This window comes from Blastococcus sp. PRF04-17 (assembly GCF_023016265.1).
In the GTDB taxonomy this organism is placed as follows: domain Bacteria; phylum Actinomycetota; class Actinomycetes; order Mycobacteriales; family Geodermatophilaceae; genus Blastococcus_B.
In genome coordinates, this window is the sequence record NZ_CP095412.1 from 4,170,659 (window position 1) to 4,188,253 (window position 17,595).

The 17,595-nt window shown below is 71.7% G+C and carries 12 protein-coding genes; 4 read left to right on the forward strand and 8 right to left on the reverse strand.

What is annotated here, in order from left to right; all coding sequences use genetic code 11:
* Nucleotides 1-19: 19 nt before the first annotated feature.
* The 6 genes from MVA48_RS21225 to MVA48_RS21250 all read right to left on the reverse strand — a co-directional run bounded on the left by MVA48_RS21225 (nt 20) and on the right by MVA48_RS21250 (nt 9,498).
* Nucleotides 20-1,417 (reverse strand): neutral zinc metallopeptidase, encoded by a 1,398-nt coding sequence (locus tag MVA48_RS21225; RefSeq protein ID WP_246983306.1) that lies wholly within the window; start codon nt 1,415-1,417, stop codon nt 20-22.
* A 144-nt stretch (nt 1,418-1,561) separates the two neighbouring features.
* The gene (gene glgB / locus MVA48_RS21230) at nt 1,562-4,207 is read right to left on the reverse strand and encodes a 1,4-alpha-glucan branching protein GlgB (protein WP_246983311.1); all 2,646 of its coding nucleotides are present in this window, start codon (nt 4,205-4,207) and stop codon (nt 1,562-1,564) included.
* Nucleotides 4,208-4,247: 40 nt separating this feature from the next.
* Entirely contained in the window at nt 4,248-4,847 is a 600-nt protein-coding gene (locus MVA48_RS21235; RefSeq protein WP_246983313.1) for a phosphotransferase, read from the reverse strand.
* The gene (locus MVA48_RS21240; RefSeq protein WP_246983315.1) at nt 4,781-5,614 is read right to left on the reverse strand and encodes a maltokinase N-terminal cap-like domain-containing protein; all 834 of its coding nucleotides are present in this window, start codon (nt 5,612-5,614) and stop codon (nt 4,781-4,783) included. The genes MVA48_RS21235 and MVA48_RS21240 overlap by 67 nt, the downstream gene beginning before the upstream one ends.
* Complete coding sequence (gene treS / locus MVA48_RS21245) at nt 5,611-7,434, reverse strand: maltose alpha-D-glucosyltransferase (protein ID WP_246983324.1); 1,824 nt, start codon at nt 7,432-7,434, stop codon at nt 5,611-5,613. The genes MVA48_RS21240 and treS overlap by 4 nt, the downstream gene beginning before the upstream one ends.
* A gap of 54 nt (nt 7,435-7,488) precedes the next feature.
* A complete protein-coding gene (locus tag MVA48_RS21250; protein WP_246983333.1) occupies nt 7,489-9,498 on the reverse strand; it encodes an alpha-1,4-glucan--maltose-1-phosphate maltosyltransferase in 2,010 nt (669 codons plus the stop codon).
* A 169-nt stretch (nt 9,499-9,667) separates the two neighbouring features.
* Between MVA48_RS21250 and glgP the strand changes: the two genes are divergently transcribed.
* Both glgP and MVA48_RS21260 read left to right on the forward strand, forming a co-directional pair.
* On the forward strand, nt 9,668-12,217 hold the full coding sequence (glgP, locus tag MVA48_RS21255) for an alpha-glucan family phosphorylase (protein ID WP_246983335.1): 2,550 nt from the start codon (nt 9,668-9,670) through the stop codon (nt 12,215-12,217).
* A gap of 134 nt (nt 12,218-12,351) precedes the next feature.
* On the forward strand, nt 12,352-13,317 hold the full coding sequence (locus MVA48_RS21260) for an FHA domain-containing protein (RefSeq protein ID WP_246983337.1): 966 nt from the start codon (nt 12,352-12,354) through the stop codon (nt 13,315-13,317).
* A 94-nt stretch (nt 13,318-13,411) separates the two neighbouring features.
* On the opposite strand, the gene MVA48_RS24565 is transcribed toward MVA48_RS21260, so the two are convergent.
* Both MVA48_RS24565 and MVA48_RS24375 read right to left on the reverse strand, forming a co-directional pair.
* Entirely contained in the window at nt 13,412-14,551 is a 1,140-nt protein-coding gene (locus MVA48_RS24565; RefSeq protein WP_246989327.1) for a hypothetical protein, read from the reverse strand.
* The gene (locus tag MVA48_RS24375) at nt 14,551-15,543 is read right to left on the reverse strand and encodes a hypothetical protein (RefSeq protein WP_246983339.1); all 993 of its coding nucleotides are present in this window, start codon (nt 15,541-15,543) and stop codon (nt 14,551-14,553) included. The genes MVA48_RS24565 and MVA48_RS24375 overlap by 1 nt, the downstream gene beginning before the upstream one ends.
* Nucleotides 15,544-15,707: 164 nt before the next feature.
* On the opposite strand from MVA48_RS24375, the gene MVA48_RS21275 reads away from it, so the two are divergent.
* Together MVA48_RS21275 and MVA48_RS21280 are read left to right on the forward strand one after the other, a co-directional pair.
* The gene (locus MVA48_RS21275) at nt 15,708-16,484 is read left to right on the forward strand and encodes an ABC transporter ATP-binding protein (protein WP_246983341.1); all 777 of its coding nucleotides are present in this window, start codon (nt 15,708-15,710) and stop codon (nt 16,482-16,484) included.
* 51 nt (nt 16,485-16,535) lie between these two features.
* Nucleotides 16,536-17,315, forward strand: coding sequence for an enoyl-CoA hydratase/isomerase family protein (locus tag MVA48_RS21280; protein ID WP_246983343.1), 780 nt, complete (start codon nt 16,536-16,538; stop codon nt 17,313-17,315).
* The last annotated feature ends 280 nt before the right edge of the window (nt 17,316-17,595 follow it).

A 17,595-nucleotide genomic window follows, 5' to 3' on the forward strand; every position in this document is an offset into this window, starting at 1 on the left:
ACCGGCCGCGTCGTGGGGCTCAGCGCTCCAGCTCGCACGCCGCGCCGCCTTCGAGGAAGCCGGTGCGGAAGGCCCCGACCAGCTCGAAGCCGGAAGCATCGACGTTCGGGAACACCTCGTCGCGGACGCCGTACTCGAGCAGGAACTGGACGGCCTCGTCGATGTCCCCGGGGCTGATGACGGCGTCGATCGAGTCGGCGAACGCGCCGTTGTACCACTGGGCCTCGTACCACCCGGTGAGGCAGACGGCCGACATCGTGGCCGCACCGTCGTCGATCGACAGCCCCGCCTGGTCGCGGACGGCGAGCGAGTAGGGCAGCGCGATGGCGGTGGCCAGCGCGAAATCGCCGATGTCGGAGTAGGCGGGTGTCGCCAGGTCGGTGTCGTCCAGGTACACCGTCTCCTCGGCGGCGCAGTAGCCGAGGTCCCGGTCCTCGAGCCCCTCGCAGTCCGGTGGGGTGCCCTGGAAGCTGTCGATCGCGGGCGGGGTGAACTCCTCGCCGTATGCGGCCGGGAAGACTTCGCTCCAGAACTCCGGCAGCGTGGCCGCGATCCACTGGACGATGAGGTCGAACTCGGCGTTGCCGCCCGACTGGTACTCCTCGTCGCTGGTGAACGCCGCCGCGGTGAAGAGCCGGTCCTCGCCGAAGTCGTCGCGGCAGGGCGCGACGCCGCCGTCGAAGCCCTCGTAGAAGGCCGACACCCGGTCGAAGTACGAGCCGTGGGCCTGGGTGTCGTCGGGGTCGCTGCCCACGTCGTCCCGGAGCAGCAGGAAGCCGCGGATGACGTCGTCGAGCTCCGGTTCGCGCAGCGAGACGTGCTCGGCCTCGCCGGCCGCCACCCACGCCGTCCAGGCCCCCGCCAGGCAGTCGGCCTGGGTCTCGTCCTGGATGCCGCGGCCGGACTCGGCGAAGCCGAAACGGCCCTGCATGGCGTGCCCGAACTCGTGCGCCATGACCACCGGCACGAGGAAGCGGCCATACTGGGTGGACAGCTCGTCCAGCAGCGCCCGGTCGTAGGCGATGAGGTCGCACGACGGGTCGTAGAACGCGTTGCCGGCCACGGAGTCCGGCGAGGTGGGCGACCCCTCGCAGCCGATGCCGGTCTCCGGGTAGGCGCCGGTGTCGATCGCCTCGGAGTCGACGGAGAAGAACCCGTTCTCCAGCGGCGTGTACTCCTCGCCGTAGAACTCCGGATAGGCCTCGGACCAGAAGGTGTCGAGATCGGCGAGCGCGTTGCGGGCCAGCCGGTCGATGTCGCTGTCGCTGACCCCGGTGATGGGGAAGCTCTCGGGGGCGACGTCCACCGGCTCGCCGGGACCGGGTGAGGCTTGGCCGGTCACCATCTCGGCGGAACAGCCGGTCAGCAGCGTGAGCACGACGGCAGCGGGAACGGCGCGGCGCAGGACCTGCCTCATCGGCCTCGTCACCCTCCTCCGGGAAGGCCGGCGCGGTCGCGGTACCGGCGAGATCGGGAGGGGACAGCATGCCTGGCCGGGCATGGAACGGCCACCCTTCACGGCCCGCGTCGAGCCCGCGAGTCGCGAAGGGTGGTGGCCCTGCTACTCGTGCAGGAACCAGACGGTGCCGAGCGGGGGAGCGGCGATGGTGGCGGAGAAGGGCTGGCCGTGCCAGGGCTCCTCGACGGCGTGGATGCCGCCGAAGTTGCCGACGCCCGAACCGCCGTAGCCCTCGGCGTCGGTGTTGAGCACCTCACGCCAGTGGCCGCCCCGTGGCAGCCCGATGCGATAGCCCTCGTGCGGCGAGCCCGAGAAGTTGGTCACGCACGCCAGCGCCGTCCCGCTGCCGCCCTCGTCCGGCCCCTTCGGACCGCGGCCGTAGCGGAGGAAGGAGAGCACGTTGCCCGACGCGTCGTTGGCGTCGATCCACTGGAAGCCGGAGGGGTCGATGTCCAGGCTCCACAGGGCGTCCACCTCCCGGTAGCGGCCGTTGAGGTCGGTGACCAGCTGCAGGATGCCGCGGTGCGCGGGGTCCTCCAGGTGCCACCAGTCCAGCGAGCGGCTCTCCGCCCACTCGGAGTCCTGGGCGAACTCCGACCCCATGAACAGCAGCTGCTTGCCCGGGTGCGCCCACATGTAGGCGAGGTACGCGCGCAGGTTGGCCAGCTGCTGCCACCGGTCGCCCGGCATCTTCCGCAGCATCGAGCCCTTGCCGTAGACGACCTCGTCGTGGCTGATCGGCAGGACGTAGTTCTCGGAGTAGGCGTAGATCATCGAGAACGTCAGCTGTCCGTGGTGGTAGCTGCGGTGCACGGGCTGCTTGCTCATGTACTGCAGCGAGTCGTGCATCCAGCCCATGTTCCACTTGAAGCCGAACCCGAGGCCGCCCAGGTGCGTGGGGCGGGTGACCCCCGGCCAGGCGGTCGACTCCTCGGCGATGGTGACCACACCGGGGACCTCCCGGTACACCGTCGCGTTCATCTCCTGCAGGAACGCCACCGCCTCGAGGTTCTCCCGGCCACCGTGGACGTTGGGCACCCACTCCTCGCGGGAGTAGTCGAGGTAGAGCATCGAGGCGACCGCGTCGACGCGGATGCCGTCGATGTGGAACTCCTTGGCCCAATACAGGGCATTGGCGACGAGGAAGTTGCGCACCTCGGAACGGCCGAAGTCGAAGACGTACGTGCCCCAGTCCAGCTGCTCCCCGCGGCGGGGGTCGGCGTGCTCGTAGAGCGGCGTGCCGTCGAAACGGGCCAGCGCCCAGTCGTCCTTCGGGAAGTGCGCCGGCACCCAGTCGACGATGACGCCGATGCCGGCCTGGTGCGCCCTGTCGATCAGGTACCGCAGGTCATCGGGGCTGCCGTAGCGGGAAGAGGGGGCGTAGTAGGAGGTGACCTGGTAGCCCCAGGACCCGCCGAACGGGTGCTCGGCCAGCGGCATGAACTCGATGTGGGTGAAGCCGGCCGCGACGACGTAGTCGACGAGCTCGTCGGCCAGCTGCCGGTAGGACAGCCCCTGCCGCCACGAACCGACGTGCACCTCGTAGATGCTCATCGGCCGCTCGTGCCAGCCGCCCTGGGCCCGCTCGGCGAGCCACGCGTCGTCGGTCCACTCGTAGGTCGACTCGGTGACGACCGAGGCGTTGAGGGGCGGCACCTCGGTGGCGAAGGCGAGCGGGTCGGACTTCTCCCGCCAGGTCCCGTCGGCGCCGAGCACGTGGTAGCGGTACCGGCTGCCGACCTGCACGTCCGGGATGAAGATCTCCCAGACGCCGGACGACCCCAGCGACCGCATCGGGTACGCGCGGGCCTGCCAGTAGTCGAAGTCGCCGGTGACCTTGACGCCACGGGCGTTGGGCGCCCAGACGGCGAACGAGACGCCCTCGACCGAGCCGCGCGGGGTGTCGTAGCGCCGCACGTGCGCGCCGAGCACCTCCCACAGCTGCTCGTGCCGGCCCTCGCGGATGAGGTGCTGGTCGAGCTCGCCGAGGGTGGGCAGCCACCGGTAGGGGTCGTCGACGGTGTAGGTGCTGGTGCCGCCCTCGCCGTCGCCGTAGGCCACCTCGATCCGGTAGTCCCCCGGCTGCTGGGGCAGCTGCGCCTCGTAGATGCCCCCGCCGTGCAGCTGCCGCGCCGGGTAGCGGGTGCCGTCCTCGTCGACGACGGCGACGGACACCGCGTCGGGCCGGAGGGTCCGCACCACCCAGCCGGCGCCGGTGTGGTGGGTCCCGAGCACGGAGTGCGGATCGTGCGACCACCCCTCGACGACGGCGCGCAGCTGGTCACCGCTGACCTCGCGTGCCTCGGCGGAGGGCGTCGAGTGGCCGGTCTCCTCGGCGCCGGGCCCAGGCGCCGGTGCACCCGTGCCGTCGCCCGGCTCGGCGATCGGGGCCGGTGCGACCACGGGGTCGGCGGTGACCGGGTTGTGCTCGGTGCCGGGCGTGGGGGTGGCCTTCCTGGCGGCGGCCCGCTTGGCCGGTGACGTGACCGGGGCCGCCTTCTTGGCCGCCTTCTTGGCCGGCGTCGCCTTCTTCGCGGGCGCCGCCTTCTTCGCGGGCGCCGCCTTCTTCGCGGGCGCCGCCTTCTTCGCGGGGGCCTTCTTCGCGGCCGACCGCGCGCGCGCCGGCTCGGCGTTCACGATCGGCTCGGCACCGGCGGCCGCCTCGGCCGCCGCCACCTTCTCCTCCACGGCGCGCGTGAGCTCGTCCTTGTCGGGGACGCGCTCCTCGCCTCGGTCGTCGGTGCTCATCGTGTCGCCGTCCTCTGGGGTGCCTTGTGCGTGGTCTGGCTCAGTCGCGCCCGGCGAGCCGGGCGAGGGAGTTCAGCGGGATCATCAGCCAGTGCGGACGATTGCGTGCCTCGTAGACGCACTCGTAAACCGCCTTGTCCGCTTCGAACGCCCGGAGGAGTGGTGATTCACCACACGGGTCGAGACCGCTGGCCTCGGAGTACCCCGTGCAGAAGGCCGCCCGGTTGCGGGCCGCCCACTCCTGGGCGCGGTAGGCGCGCTGGGCGTCGTCCGGCTGCTCCACGAGCATGTGCCGCGCCGCGTAGTCGAAGCTGCGCAGCATGCCGGCCACGTCCCGGAGGGGACTGTCCAGCGTCCGCCGCTCGCTGAGCGGGCGCGCCGGTTCGCCCTCGAAGTCGAGCAGGATCCAGCCGGTGGCCGTGCGCAGCACCTGACCGAGGTGCAGGTCGCCGTGCACCCGCTGGCGGACGACGGGCTCGCGGCTGTCGGCGACCGCGGCGTAGAGCCGCCGCAGACCCTCGGCGTGTTCGGCGAGCTGGGGCACGACCTCCGTCGCGGCGGTCAGCCGCTCGGTCATCTGCGTGGCGACGGCCGCGTACCAGTCCTCGCCGGCCGGTTCCGTCGGGAGGACCTTGGCCATGTCGGCGTGCACCGAGGCGGTCGCCGCGCCGAGCCGCTCGCTGTCGGCGGCGAAGTCGCCGCCGACCTCGTCGGCGTGCAGGTCGCCCTCGGCGTAGAGGTCCCGGACGCTCGCCGTGGCCAGCCGCCAGCCGTCGCTGGCGTTGGGCACGAAGGTCTGCAGCATCGCGACGGTCGCGGGCTCGCCGCCGGCCGGGTCGTCGATCTCGATGTGGCCCAGCAGGGGGCGATGTGCTCGTTGTCGGCGCTGCGCAGCGCCGCGTGGATCTCCACGTCCGGGTTCAGCCCCGGCTCGAGCCGGCGGAAGAGCTTGAGGATCGCCTCCTGGCCGTAGATCAGCGACGTGTTGCTCTGCTCGCCGGAGACGACGTCCCCCGGCAGCCCTTCGGGGATGTAGGCCACGCCGGCCGGGTGGAAGTGCATGGGCCCGATGGTCGAGGCGTTGACGAGGTGGATCAGCCAGGGCGGCGTCGCGTCGCGGTCGCGCATCGCGTCGTAGGCGTAGGTCTCCTTGCCGTCGTTGGCCACGGCCCCGACCAGCGCGCTGGACAGCTCGTCGGCCGGGTGGTCCCGCCACGACAGGGGCACCAGGTAGGTCTCCCTGACGCCGTCGGCGTAGGTGACGCGCACCCGGTGGACCGACAGCACGGGGTGTGCCCGGTCGAGCAGGAAGCCGTCCTCGGTGACCTCGGCCCACTCCCTGCCCTTGCCGCCGAACCACCGCTGGTGCGGCATCCACTCCGCGAAGAGGTCGGTCAGTGCCGTCATGCCTGGCTCCCCTCGGTGCCACCCGACGTCTCCTCGGCGGCGCTCACCACGCCCGCGGCGAGCAGGGTGTCGGCGACCGAGCTGGAGGTGGCCGCTTCCCAGTCCTCGTGCTCGTCGACGGTGGCCTCGGGTGCCGGCTTGGCCAGCTCGAACCAGTAGAAGCCGTGTCCGGCCAGCGTGAGCATGTAGGGCAGGACGCCGATCCGCGGGAACTCCACCCGCCCGGTCAGCTCGATGGGCGTGTAGCCCTCGAACCGGCGCAGGTCGAGTTCCACCGGCTGCGGGAACCGGGACAGGTTGTTCACGCAGAGGACGACGTCGTCGCCGAACTCGCGCACGAACGAGAGCACGGTCGGGTTGCGTGACCCGATCTCGGCGAAGGTCCCGAGCCCGAACGTGGGGTGCTCGTTGCGGACCTGGATCATCCGGCGGATCCAGTGCAGCAGCGACGTGGTGTTGCGCAGCTGGGACTCGACGTTGGTGACCTGGTAGCCGTATACCGGGTCCTGGTTCAACGGCAGGTACATGCGCTGGGGGTCGGCGGTGGAGAACCCGCCGTTGCGGTCCGGCGTCCACTGCATGGGCGTGCGGACGCCGTCGCGGTCACCGAGCCAGATGTTGTCGCCCATGCCGATCTCGTCCCCGTAGTAGAGGACCGGCGACCCGGGCAGCGAGAACAGCAGCGCGTTGAACAGCTCGAGGGTGTTGACGTCGTTGTCGAGCAGCGGGGCCAGCCGCCGGCGGATGCCGATGTTGGCCTTCATGCGGGGGTCCTTGGCGTACTCCGCCCACATGTAGTCGCGTTCCTCGTCGGTGACCATCTCGAGGGTGAGCTCGTCGTGGTTGCGGAGGAAGACGCCCCACTGGCAGTTGTCGGGGATGTCCGGCGTCTGCGCCATGATCTCCGAGATCGGGAAGCGCTGCTCCCGGCGCACGGCCATGAACAGGCGCGGCATGACGGGGAAGTGGAAGGCCATCTGGCACTCGTCGCCGTTCTCGCCGAAGTACTCGACGACGTCGGCCGGCCACTGGTTCGCCTCGCACAGCAGTACCCGGTCCGGGTACTCGGCGTCGACGACCTTGCGCACCTGCTTGAGGAACTCGTGGGTGCGCGGGAGGTTCTCGCAGTTGGTCCCCTCCTCCTCGAACAGGTAGGGGACGGCGTCGAGCCGGAACCCGTCGATGCCGAGGTCCAGCCAGAAGCGCAGCGCGTCGAGGATCGCCTCCTGGACGGCCGGGTTCTCGAAGTTGAGGTCGGGCTGGTGGCTGAAGAACCGGTGCCAGAAGTACTGCTTGCGCACCGGGTCGAACGTCCAGTTCGAGGTCTCGGTGTCGACGAAGATGATCCGGGCGTCGGCGTACCGGGTGTCGTCGTCGGACCACACGTAGAAGTCGCCGTACGGGCCGTCGGGATCGCTGCGGCTGGCCTGGAACCAGGGGTGCTGGTCCGAGGTGTGGTTCATGACGAAGTCGATGATCACGCGCATGCCGCGGGAGTGAGCGGCGTCGAGGAAGTCGTGGAAGTCCTGGATGTCGCCGAACTCGGGCAGGACGGCGGTGTAGTCGGACACGTCGTACCCGCCGTCGCGGAGGGGCGAGGCGAAGAACGGTGGCAGCCACAGGCAGTCGACGCCGAGCCACTGCAGGTAGTCCAGCTTGTCGATCATGCCGCGCAGGTCGCCCACGCCGTCGGCGTTGCTGTCGGCGAAGCCGCGCACGAGGACCTCGTAGAAGACGGCGCGCTTGTACCACTCGGGGTCGGTGCCGGGCGGCGGCAGTGCCGAGTTGCTGCTGGGGAAGTCGGGGACGGGAACGCTCATCGGCGGGACAGACCTCGTTCGGTTCGAGGGGGTGCGGTGGTGGCCGGGACTTGTTCAGACGACCGGTGGCGGAAAGGTCACCGGTCGCTGGAAGGTGACCGCGAAGACGTGCGCGGGTTCCCGGTAGGGGTCCAGCTCCAGGTAGTTGAACTGGCCCCAGTCGTAGTGCGCGCCGGAGAGCTCGTCGGTGACCCCGAACCGCTCGTGCCAGTCCAGTCCGAGCACCGGGAGGTCGAGCGCCGTCGTCCCGATCTGGGTGTGGTGGCTGGACAGGTTGACGACCACGATCACGGCGTCGGCTGAACCGGGGTCGGTCTTCGAGAAGCAGATCAGGTTCGGGTTGTCGACCGGGTGGAAGTGCAGCGTCCGTAGCTGCTGCAGCGCCGGGTGGGCCCGGCGGATCTCGTTGAGCCGCGTCAGGTACGGCGCGAGGCTCCGCCCGGAGGCCTCCGCGGCGGCCCAGTCGCGCGGCCGCAGCTGGTACTTCTCGCTGTCGAGGTACTCCTCGCTGCCCGGCTTGACCGCGACGTGCTCGAACAGCTCGAAGCCCGAGTACACGCCCCACGTCGGGCTCATCATCGAGGCGAGGACCGCCCGGATCTTGAACATCGGCGGGCCGCCGAACTGGAGCGACTCGTGGAGGATGTCCGGGGTGTTGACGAAGAAGTTCGGCCGCATGTAGTGGCTGTTGGCGGCCAGCTCGCGGCCGTAGTCCTCGAGCTCTCCGCGCTCGGTCCGCCAGGTGAAGTACGTGTACGACTGCGTGTACCCCAGCCGCGCCAGCTGGTGCATCATCGCCGGCCGCGTGAAGGCCTCGGCGAGGAACAGCACGTCCGGGTCGGTCTTCTTGACCTCCCAGATCAGCCAGTGCCAGAAGTTCAGCGGCTTGGTGTGCGGGTTGTCGACGCGGAAGATGCGCACACCCGCGTCGATCCAGACCCTGAGCACCCGCAGGCACTCGGCGTAGATGCCCTCGGGGTCGTTGTCGAAGTTGATCGGGTAGATGTCCTGGTACTTCTTCGGCGGGTTCTCCGCGTACGCGATCGTGCCGTCGGGCTTGGTGGTGAACCACTCCGGGTGCTCCTTGACCCACGGGTGGTCCGGCGCGGCCTGCAGCGCGAAGTCCAGCGCCACCTCCATGCCCAGCTCACGGGTCCGCGCGACGAACGCCCTGAAGTCGTCCATCGTGCCCAGCTGCGGGTGGACGGCGTCGTGCCCGCCCTCGTCGCTGCCGATCGCCCAGGGTGAGCCGACGTCGTCCGGGTCCGGGGTCAGCGTGTTGTTGCGGCCCTTGCGGTTCACCTTGCCGATCGGGTGGATCGGCGGCAGGTAGACGACGTCGAAGCCCATGTCGGCGACCGCCGGCAGCCGCTCCTGCGCGGTGGCGAACGTGCCGTGCGTCGGGGTGCCGCCCACGACCGGCCCGGTCGAGCGCGGGAAGAACTCGTACCACGAGCCGTAGAGGGCCCGGGGGCGGTCGACCCACACCTCGTACCGCGGCGAGCGGGTGATCAGCTCGCGCACGGGGTGCTGGTGCAGGTACTCCTGCAGCGACGCCGAGAAGGAGGGCGCGATGCGAGCGGTCAGTTCGAGGTCGGTGCTCCGGAGCGCGGCAGCGGCCGCGGTGACCGCGTCGCGGTGCTGGTCGTCGGCCTCGGCGGCGACCCGGTCGAGCAGCCGGGCGCCCTCCTCGAGGTCGTTGGCCAGCTCCTCCGGGCCCTGCCCGGCCGCGACCTTGACGTCGACGGCGTGGTGCCACGTCGCCAGCGGGTCGCTCCACGCCTCGATGCAGAAGGACCAGCGGCCCTCCCGGTCCGGCACGACGGTGGCCAGCCAGCGGTCGGGCTCCTGCCCGAACTTCGCCATTCGGCGGAGAGGGGGAGTGCCGTCCTCGCCGGGCGGTTGCCAGACGACGTTCGCCGCGACGGCGTCGTGGCCCTCGCGGAAGACGGTCGCGGTGATGGGCACGTGCTCACCGACGACGGCGCGGGCCGAGAAGGACCCGCACGACACGACGGGGGCGACATCGGAGATGCCGAGGCGGAGGTCAGGGCGGCCAGTCATCGCGGCCACGCTATCGAGGTCGCCGCTGGCCAGCACGTCGGCGGATGTCCGCCGACCGCCGCGGGGAGGGACGGGCGGGATCGGGGAACGCTTGGGGGCCATGGGGCTGCTGACTCCATCTGTTTCCGCGGGGCCGCTGCGCTCGGCGGTGTGCGGTTAGTCTCGCCCGGTGCGCGCACTCCGTCGATTCACGGTTCGGGCGGCCCTCCCGGAGCCGCTGACGCCCCTGTCCCAGCTGGTGATGAACCTCCGGTGGTCCTGGCACCCCGAGACGCGGGACCTCTTCGAGGCCCTGGACCCGGATCTGTGGCAGCGGTGCGGCGGCGACCCGGTCAAGGTGCTCGGCGAGGTCTCGGCCGAGCGGCTGGCCCAGCTGGCCAAGGACCGCCGGTTCCTCCGCCGGCTGCAGGACGTCGTCGACGACCTGGAGGAGTACCTGCGGGCGCCGAGCTGGTACCAGTCCCTCGGCGACGAGGCCGCGACGAGCATCGCCTACTTCTCCGCGGAGTTCGGCATCACCGAGGTGCTGCCGCAGTACTCCGGCGGTCTCGGGATCCTCGCCGGCGACCACCTGAAGGCGGCCTCCGACCTGGGTGTCCCGCTGATCGGCGTGGGCCTCCTCTACCGCGCCGGCTACTTCGCCCAGGGCCTCTCCGGCGACGGCTGGCAGCTCGAGCACTACCCGTCGCTGGACCCGCACGGCCTGCCGCTGAAGCTGCTGCGCCAGCCCGACGGCTCGGCGGTGGTCATCACCGTGCCGCTGCCCGAGGGGCGCACCCTGCACGCGCACGTCTGGCGTGCCCAGGTCGGCCGCGTCTCGCTGCTGCTGCTCGACAGCGACATCGAGGAGAACTCGCCCACCGAGCGCGGGGTCACCGACCGGCTGTACGGCGGCGACGAGGACCACCGACTGCGTCAGGAGATGCTGCTCGGCATCGGTGGCGTCCGCGCGGTGCGCGCGTGGTGCGGGCTGTCCGGCACCCCGCTGCCCGAGGTGTTCCACGCCAACGAGGGCCACGCCGGCTTCCAGGGCATCGAGCGCATCCGCGAGCTCAGCGAGGCCCATGGGCTGAACTTCCCCGAGGCGCTGCAGGCGGTGCGGGCCGGCACCGTGTTCACCACCCACACCCCGGTCCCTGCCGGCATCGACCGGTTCCCGAAGGCGCTCATCGAGCGCTACTTCGCCGGCTTCGGCGTCCCGCTGCAGGAGCTGCTCGCGCTCGGCGCCGAGGACGACCCGACCAAGTTCAACATGGCGCACATGGGCCTGCGGCTCGGTCAGCGGGCCAACGGCGTCAGCCAGCTCCACGGCCACGTGAGCCGCGGCATGTTCAAGGAGCTGTGGCCCGGCTTCGACGAGCGGGACGTGCCGATCAGCTCGATCACCAACGGCGTGCACGCCCCCACCTGGACCGCGCGCGAGCTGGTCGAGATGGGCACGCAGAGCACCAGCAAGGGCGACGGGTCGGGCATCGACGGCGACGTCCAGTTCGACGGCGTGGACAAGATCGCATCCGCCGACCTGTGGGCCATCCGTCGCACGCTGCGCTCCCGCCTGGTCGAGGAGGTCCGCCGCCGCATCCGCGAGACGGCGCTCTCCCGTGGCGCCACGGAGGCGGAGGTCGGCTGGACGGCGAAGGCGTTCGACCCCGACGTCCTGACCATCGGGTTCGCCCGGCGGGTGCCGTCCTACAAGCGGCTGACCCTCATGCTCAAGGACCCGGAGCGGCTCCGGGCCCTCCTGCTCGACCCGGAGCGGCCGATCCAGCTCGTCATCGCCGGCAAGAGCCACCCGGCCGACGACGGCGGCAAGCAGCTGATCCAGCAGATGGTGACGTTCGCCGACGATCCGGAGCTCCGGCACCGGATCGCGTTCCTCCCCGGCTACGACATCGGGATGGCCCGGTACCTCTACTGGGGCTGCGACGTCTGGCTGAACAACCCGCTGCGGCCCCTCGAGGCCTGCGGGACCTCGGGCATGAAGGCTGCGCTGAACGGTGGGCTGAACCTGTCGATCCGCGACGGCTGGTGGGACGAGTGGTTCGACGGCCAGAACGGCTGGGCGATCCCGACGGCCGACGGCGTGACCGATTCCGACCGGCGCGACGAGGTCGAGGCCCGCGCGATCTACGACCTGCTCGGCACGCAGGTGGCGCCGCGTTTCTACGAGTCCGGTCGGGACGGCGTCCCCGCCCGCTGGATCGAGATGGTGCGGCACACGCTGCGCGAGACCGGCCCCAAGGTGCTGGCGACCCGCATGGTGCGCGACTACGTGCAGCAGCTGTACGTGCCCGCCGCGGGTTCGGCGCGGGCCATGGCGGTCGACGGCTACTCGCCGGCCCGCGAGGAGGCCGCGTGGCGGTCGCACCTGCTGCACAACTGGCCCAGCGTGCGGGTGGCGCACGTCGAGGCGACCGGTGGCAGCGACACCCCGCAGATCGGCTCGACCCTCGACCTGCGCGCCGAGGTGGAGCTGCCGGGGCTGGCCCCGTCCGACGTCGAGGTGCAGGCGGCCTACGGCCGGGTGGACGACGCCGACGGGCTGCACGACGTCACGACGGTGCCCATGGAGCATGAGCACACCGAGGGCTCCCGGCACTGGTTCACGACCACGCTGCCGCTGAACCGCACCGGAGCCTTCGGTTACACCGTGCGCGTGCTGCCGCACTCGGCGCGCATGGCCGATCCCGCCGAGCTCGGAGTGGTCACCAGTGCGTGACCTGATGCTCGCCGAGGGCTCTCGTGACACTTCGACCACGCCGGTCCCATGCACCCCGTGTGACCTGGTGAACGCCCGGCGTGGCGGTGCGACGCGGTCAGCCAGACTGCCCGCGGATCACTAGGCTGGAGGCCATGCCTGACCGCTGTGAAGTCCTCCCCGGAGACTCCGTCGTCGCTCGCCGCGGCGGTGGGCTGCTGTGGGTCGACGCGCCCGGCTCGCCCGCTCTCGTCGCGGCGCTGCACGCCTGCCTCGGGGTCGCGGGTCCTGGGGCCGACCGCGTGCTGGCCGCCGTCGCGGGCCAGGTGAGCTCGCTCGCCCACGGCGCCGCGTCCTTCGCGCTCGTGCTGGCCGACACGGCGGGCGGCGCCGGTACCGGGGTCGCGCTCTGGTCGGGCAAGGGGCAGCCGGCCGTCGACGGGGTGCCGGTCTCGGGGTCGTCGGTGGAGGGCTGCACGCTCGCCTCCGGCTTCCAGCTCGGCCAGACCCTGTACGTGGGCCCGGGCCAGGCCGCGCCGCAGATGCCGCCGGGGGTCTCCTTCGACCTCGTCGAGGGCACGGTGCCCGGCTCCGGCGCGATGCTCCAGCTGGCCGCCCGGGCGCACGCGTCCGCGACGCCGCCGGCCACCTCGGCGCCGTCGTCGTTCACGGCGGGCTCCGACGCGGGCTTCGGCTCCGGCGCCGGTGCCAGCCGTGCGTCCAGCGCTGCGCCGGAGTCCGGCGAGCAGACCGCGTTCTGGCGGCCCGAGTCCTCGCCCGCACCGGTCCTGCGGTTCGACGACGGCCTCGTCGTCACCGTGGACGAGGACCTCGTGCTGGGTCGCCGGCCTGACAACCACGAGCTGGTCACCAGCGGCGGCGCTCGGCCGGTCCCCATCGCCGACACCCAGAACGTGCTGTCGTCGGCGCACGCGGCCCTGCAGCGGTCCGGCCGCGAGGTCTCGCTCGTCGACCTGGGCTCGCTCAACGGCACCCACGTCGCCGGCCCCGAGGCCACGGAGTGGACCCAGCTCGAGCCCGGCGTCGCCCACCCGCTGTCCGACGGCGACCGACTCCTCCTCGGCTGGACGGTCATCACCTTCGAGCAGCCCCAGGAGTAGCAACCGACCGATGAAGTGCGCTGAGGCGCCCTTCCGAACTCTGGAATGGCGCCTCAGCGCACTCCGTCGCCTACTGCTCCGGCTTTCGGGACATTCAGGGCCGTCGAAGGATGCGCAGCAGCCAGACGCAGCGGCCGGGGAGCTCCACGGGGCCCGGCGCCACGACGGTGCGGGACGGCGGCTCTCCGGTCGGGTACTCGGTCGACACGACCAGCTCGTAGCCGTCGGCCCAGGGCGGGCCGGGGAGTTGCACCGTCAGCGGGTCCGGACCGGCGTGCAGCTGTACCAGGTAGGAGTCGTCCACCATCCGGCGCCCCGCCTCGTCGCGGTGCCGGATGCCGCGCCCGTCGAGGTACATGCCGAGGGTCTGCAGGCCGGTGTCGAACCAGTCGCCGGTGCTCAGCTGGCCGCCGTCCGGCGCGAACCACGCCAGGTCGCGGGTGCCGCCGGTACCGGGGATCTCGTGCCCCTCGAAGAACGCCTCCTGCCGCAGCACCGGTGAGGAGCGGCGCAGCCGGATCAGGCGGGCGACGAAGGCGAACAGGTCGTCGTCCAGGGCCTTCCAGTCGATCCAGGAGAGCTCGCTGTCCTGGCAGTAGGCGTTGTTGTTCCCCTGCTGGGTGCGGCCGAGCTCGTCGCCGGCGGTGAGCATCGGCACGCCGGTCGACAGCAGGAGCGTCGCGAGGTGGTTGCGCACCTGCCGGGCGCGCAGCTCGACGATGCGGGGGTCGTCGCTCGGGCCCTCCACACCGCAGTTCCAGTTGCGGTTGTGGCTCTCGCCGTCGCGGTTGTCCTCGCCGTTCGCCTCGTTGCGCTTCTGCTCGTAGGTGACCAGGTCGGCCATGGAGAAGCCGTCGTGCGCCGTCACGAAGTTGATCGAGGCGAACGGGCGCCGGCCGTCCGAGCGGTACAGGTCCGACGACCCGGTGAGCCGGTAGGCGAGGTCGCGGACGCCGACGTGCGCCCCCGACCAGACGTCGCGCACCGTGTCGCGGTACTTGCCGTTCCACTCGGTCCAGGGCGGCGGGAAGTTGCCGACCTGGTAGCCGCCGGGCCCCACGTCCCAGGGTTCGGCGATCAGCTTCACGTTGCTGACCACCGGGTCCTGGTGGACGACGTCGAAGAACGCCGACAGCCGGTCCACGTCGTGCATGGACCTGGCCAGCGCCGAGGCGAGGTCGAACCGGAAGCCGTCGACGTGCATCTCGGTGACCCAGTAGCGCAGCGAGTCCATCAGCAGCGCCAGAACGGGAGGACGGCGGACGTCGAGGGTGTTCCCGCAGCCGGTGTAGTCGGTGTACCGGGCCCGGTTGCCGCCGTCGAGCCGGTAGTAGCCGGGGTTGTCGATGCCCTTGAACGACAGCGTCGGGCCGGTGTGGTCGCCCTCGGCGGTGTGGTTGTAGACCACGTCGAGGATGACCTCGATGCCGCCGCGTGCAGCTGCTTGACCATCGTCTTGAACTCCGTCACCTGGCCGCCGTCGCTGCCGGCGGAGCTGTAGGCGGCGTGCGGCGCGAAGTAGGCCAGCGTGTTGTAGCCCCAGTAGTTGGTCAGGCCGCGCCGCAGCAGGTGCGGCTCGCTGACGAAGTGGTGCACGGGCAGCAGCTCGACGGCGGTGACGCCGAGGGCCTGCAGGTGCTCGACGAACGCCGGATGGGCGAGCCCGGCGTAGGTGCCGCGCAGCTGCGGCGGCACGTCGGGGTGCTCCGCGGTCGCGCCCTTGACGTGCACCTCGTAGATGACGGTGTCCGACCACGACGTGCGCAGCGGACGGTCGCCGTCCCAGGGGAAGGGGTCGTGGACGACGACACCGCGCGGCACGTACGGCGCCGAGTCCTGGTCGTCGCGCGCTCCGCCGTCCACCGAGTCGCCGGCGTATCCGAACAGCGACGGGTGCAGCGACAGGTCGCCGTCCACCGCGCGCGTGTACGGGTCGAGCAGCAGCTTCGCCGGGTTGTGCCGGAGGCCGGCCTGCGGGTCGTAGGGGCCGTGCACCCGGTAGCCGTAGCGCTGGCCCGGGCCCACGCCGAGCAGCCGGCCGTGCCAGACCTGGTGGGTGGTCTCCTCGAGCCGGTGCCGGTGCTCGGTGCCGTCCTCGTCGAACAGGCACAGGTCGACGGCCTGCGCGGCGGCCGACCAGAGGGCGAAGTTGGTGCCGGTCCCGTCCCAGTGCGAGCCCAGCGGCACCGGCGAGCCGGGCAGCACCTCCGGCGCCGGGCCGGGCACCAGGCGGTCGGTCCACCGGCGGCGCGGTACGGAGCGGGGGTCCTCCGGCGGTCGGTCACGGTGTGATCGTGCCAAGTTCGCGAGGCATGGGGGCGCAGGCGGGTACTCCGGTGTTGATTGGATGGGCGGGTGTCGAGCCCCCCGCCGATGGAGCGGTCGTCCGGATGTCCGGCGTCGACGTGGTGCGAGGGGACACCCATCTGCTGCGTGGCGTCGACTGGGTGGTCGAGGCGGACCACCGCTGGGTGGTGCTGGGCCCCAACGGGGCGGGCAAGACTACGCTGCTGCAGCTGGCGTCGGCCCACATGCACCCGACGCGCGGCGAGGTGCGGCTGCTGGGCGAGACCCTCGGCGCGGTCGACGTCTTCGAGCTGCGCCCGCGCATCGGGCTGACCAGCGCCGCCCTGGCCCAGCGGATCGGCGCGGCGGAGGCCACCGGCGACGTCGTCGTCTCGGCCGGGTACGCCGTCGTGGGCCGGTGGCGTGAGCGCTACGACGTCCACGACCTGACCCGCGCCGGCATGCTCATGGAGCAGTGGGGAGTGGCCCAGTTCGCCCACCGGCCGTTCGGCACGCTCAGCGAGGGCGAGCGCAAGCGCACGCAGATCGCCCGCGCGCTGATGCCCGACCCCGAGCTGCTGCTGCTCGACGAGCCGGGTGCGGGTCTGGACCTCGGCGGCCGCGAGGACCTGGTGTCGCGGCTCACCGACCTGGCGAAGTACCACTACGCGCCCGCCCAGGTGCTGGTCACCCATCACGTCGAGGAGATCCCGCCGGGCTACACGCACGCGCTGCTGCTGCGCGCCGGCGACGTGGTGGCGGCCGGTGCGGCCGACGACGTCCTCACCGCGGCCAATCTCTCCGACACGTTCGGCGTGCAGCTGGACCTGACCCGCACCGACGGCCGGTACACCGCCCGTCGCGCCCGGCGCGCCGACTAGCGGAACCGCTCGGCGCGGTGCCGTGAAGTAGACCGTGGATAAGCTCCGGACATGCCCGAGTTCGTGACCCTGCAGGTGGAGGACGGGGTGGGCACGATCCGCCTCGACCGGCCGAAGATGAACGCGATCGACGAGCAGCTCCACATGGAGGTGCGGGCCGCCGCGACGGAGGCCGGGCAGCGGGACGACGTCCGCGCGGTGGTCATCTACGGCGGGGAGCGGGTGTTCGCCGCCGGAGCGGACATCAAGGCCATGTCGCAGCTGGACGGCACCTCGATGGTCACGTGGGGGCGGGAGCTGCAGGACTCGTTCCGCGCCGTGGCCCGTGTGCCGAAGCCGGTCATCGCCGCGGTCACCGGCTACGCGCTCGGCGGCGGCTACGAACTGGCGCTGTGCGCCGACTTCCGCGTGCTGGGCGCCTCGGCCAAGATCGGTCAGCCCGAGATCCTGCTCGGCGTGATCCCCGGTGCCGGCGGGACCCAGCGCCTGGCCCGCCTGGTCGGCCCGGCCAAGGCGAAGGACCTGGTGTTCACCGGGCGGCACGTCGGCGCCGAGGAGGCCCTCGAGATCGGCCTGGCCGACGCCGTCGTCCCGGACGACGAGGTGCACGCCACAGCTGTCGCCATGGCGCGCAAGTTCGCCGCCGGACCGCCGCTGGCCCTCGCCGCCGCGAAGCGGGCCGTCGACGAGGGGCTCGACCTGCCGCTGGACCAGGGCCTGGACCTCGAGAGCCGGCTGTTCGCCGAGCTGTTCGACACCGAGGACCAGAAGACCGGCATGCGGTCGTTCCTGGAGAGCGGTCCGGGCAAGGCGACCTTCGCGGGCCGGTGACTCTTCACCACACGTTCGTGTGCCGTAACCGCCCCTGACCCGGTCGGTTCCGCCACAATCGCGGAGCCGGCCGGTCGGCGTCACGGGGACGCCGACCAGGTACGGCGCCAACTCAGGAGGACACGTGCGACGAAGCGCCACCCTGCGGACCGCTGCCGCGGTCGTCACGGCCGGGCTCACCCTCACCGCGTGCGGTGGTTCGGACGACGGCGGAGGCTCGGGCGGGGGGGAACGGCGGCGGCACGGACGCCGCCACGGCGACCTCCGCCGAGGACTTCGG

Excerpts from the sequence above, each read along its gene's own strand:
- MVA48_RS24565 (WP_246989327.1), bottom strand. The coding sequence starts at position 14,551 with ATGGACTCGCTGCGCTACTGGGTCACCGAGATGCACGTCGACGGCTTC.
- MVA48_RS21260 (WP_246983337.1), top strand. The coding sequence starts at position 12,352 with ATGCCTGACCGCTGTGAAGTCCTCCCCGGAGACTCCGTCGTCGCTCGC.
- MVA48_RS21235 (WP_246983313.1), bottom strand. The coding sequence starts at position 4,847 with ATGGCCAAGGTCCTCCCGACGGAACCGGCCGGCGAGGACTGGTACGCG.
- MVA48_RS21225 (WP_246983306.1), bottom strand. The coding sequence starts at position 1,417 with ATGAGGCAGGTCCTGCGCCGCGCCGTTCCCGCTGCCGTCGTGCTCACG.
- MVA48_RS21250 (WP_246983333.1), bottom strand. The coding sequence starts at position 9,498 with ATGACTGGCCGCCCTGACCTCCGCCTCGGCATCTCCGATGTCGCCCCC.
- MVA48_RS21275 (WP_246983341.1), top strand. The coding sequence starts at position 15,708 with ATGTCCGGCGTCGACGTGGTGCGAGGGGACACCCATCTGCTGCGTGGC.
- MVA48_RS21240 (WP_246983315.1), bottom strand. The coding sequence starts at position 5,614 with ATGACGGCACTGACCGACCTCTTCGCGGAGTGGATGCCGCACCAGCGG.
- MVA48_RS21280 (WP_246983343.1), top strand. The coding sequence starts at position 16,536 with ATGCCCGAGTTCGTGACCCTGCAGGTGGAGGACGGGGTGGGCACGATC.
- glgB (WP_246983311.1), bottom strand. The coding sequence starts at position 4,207 with ATGAGCACCGACGACCGAGGCGAGGAGCGCGTCCCCGACAAGGACGAG.
- treS (WP_246983324.1), bottom strand. The coding sequence starts at position 7,434 with ATGAGCGTTCCCGTCCCCGACTTCCCCAGCAGCAACTCGGCACTGCCG.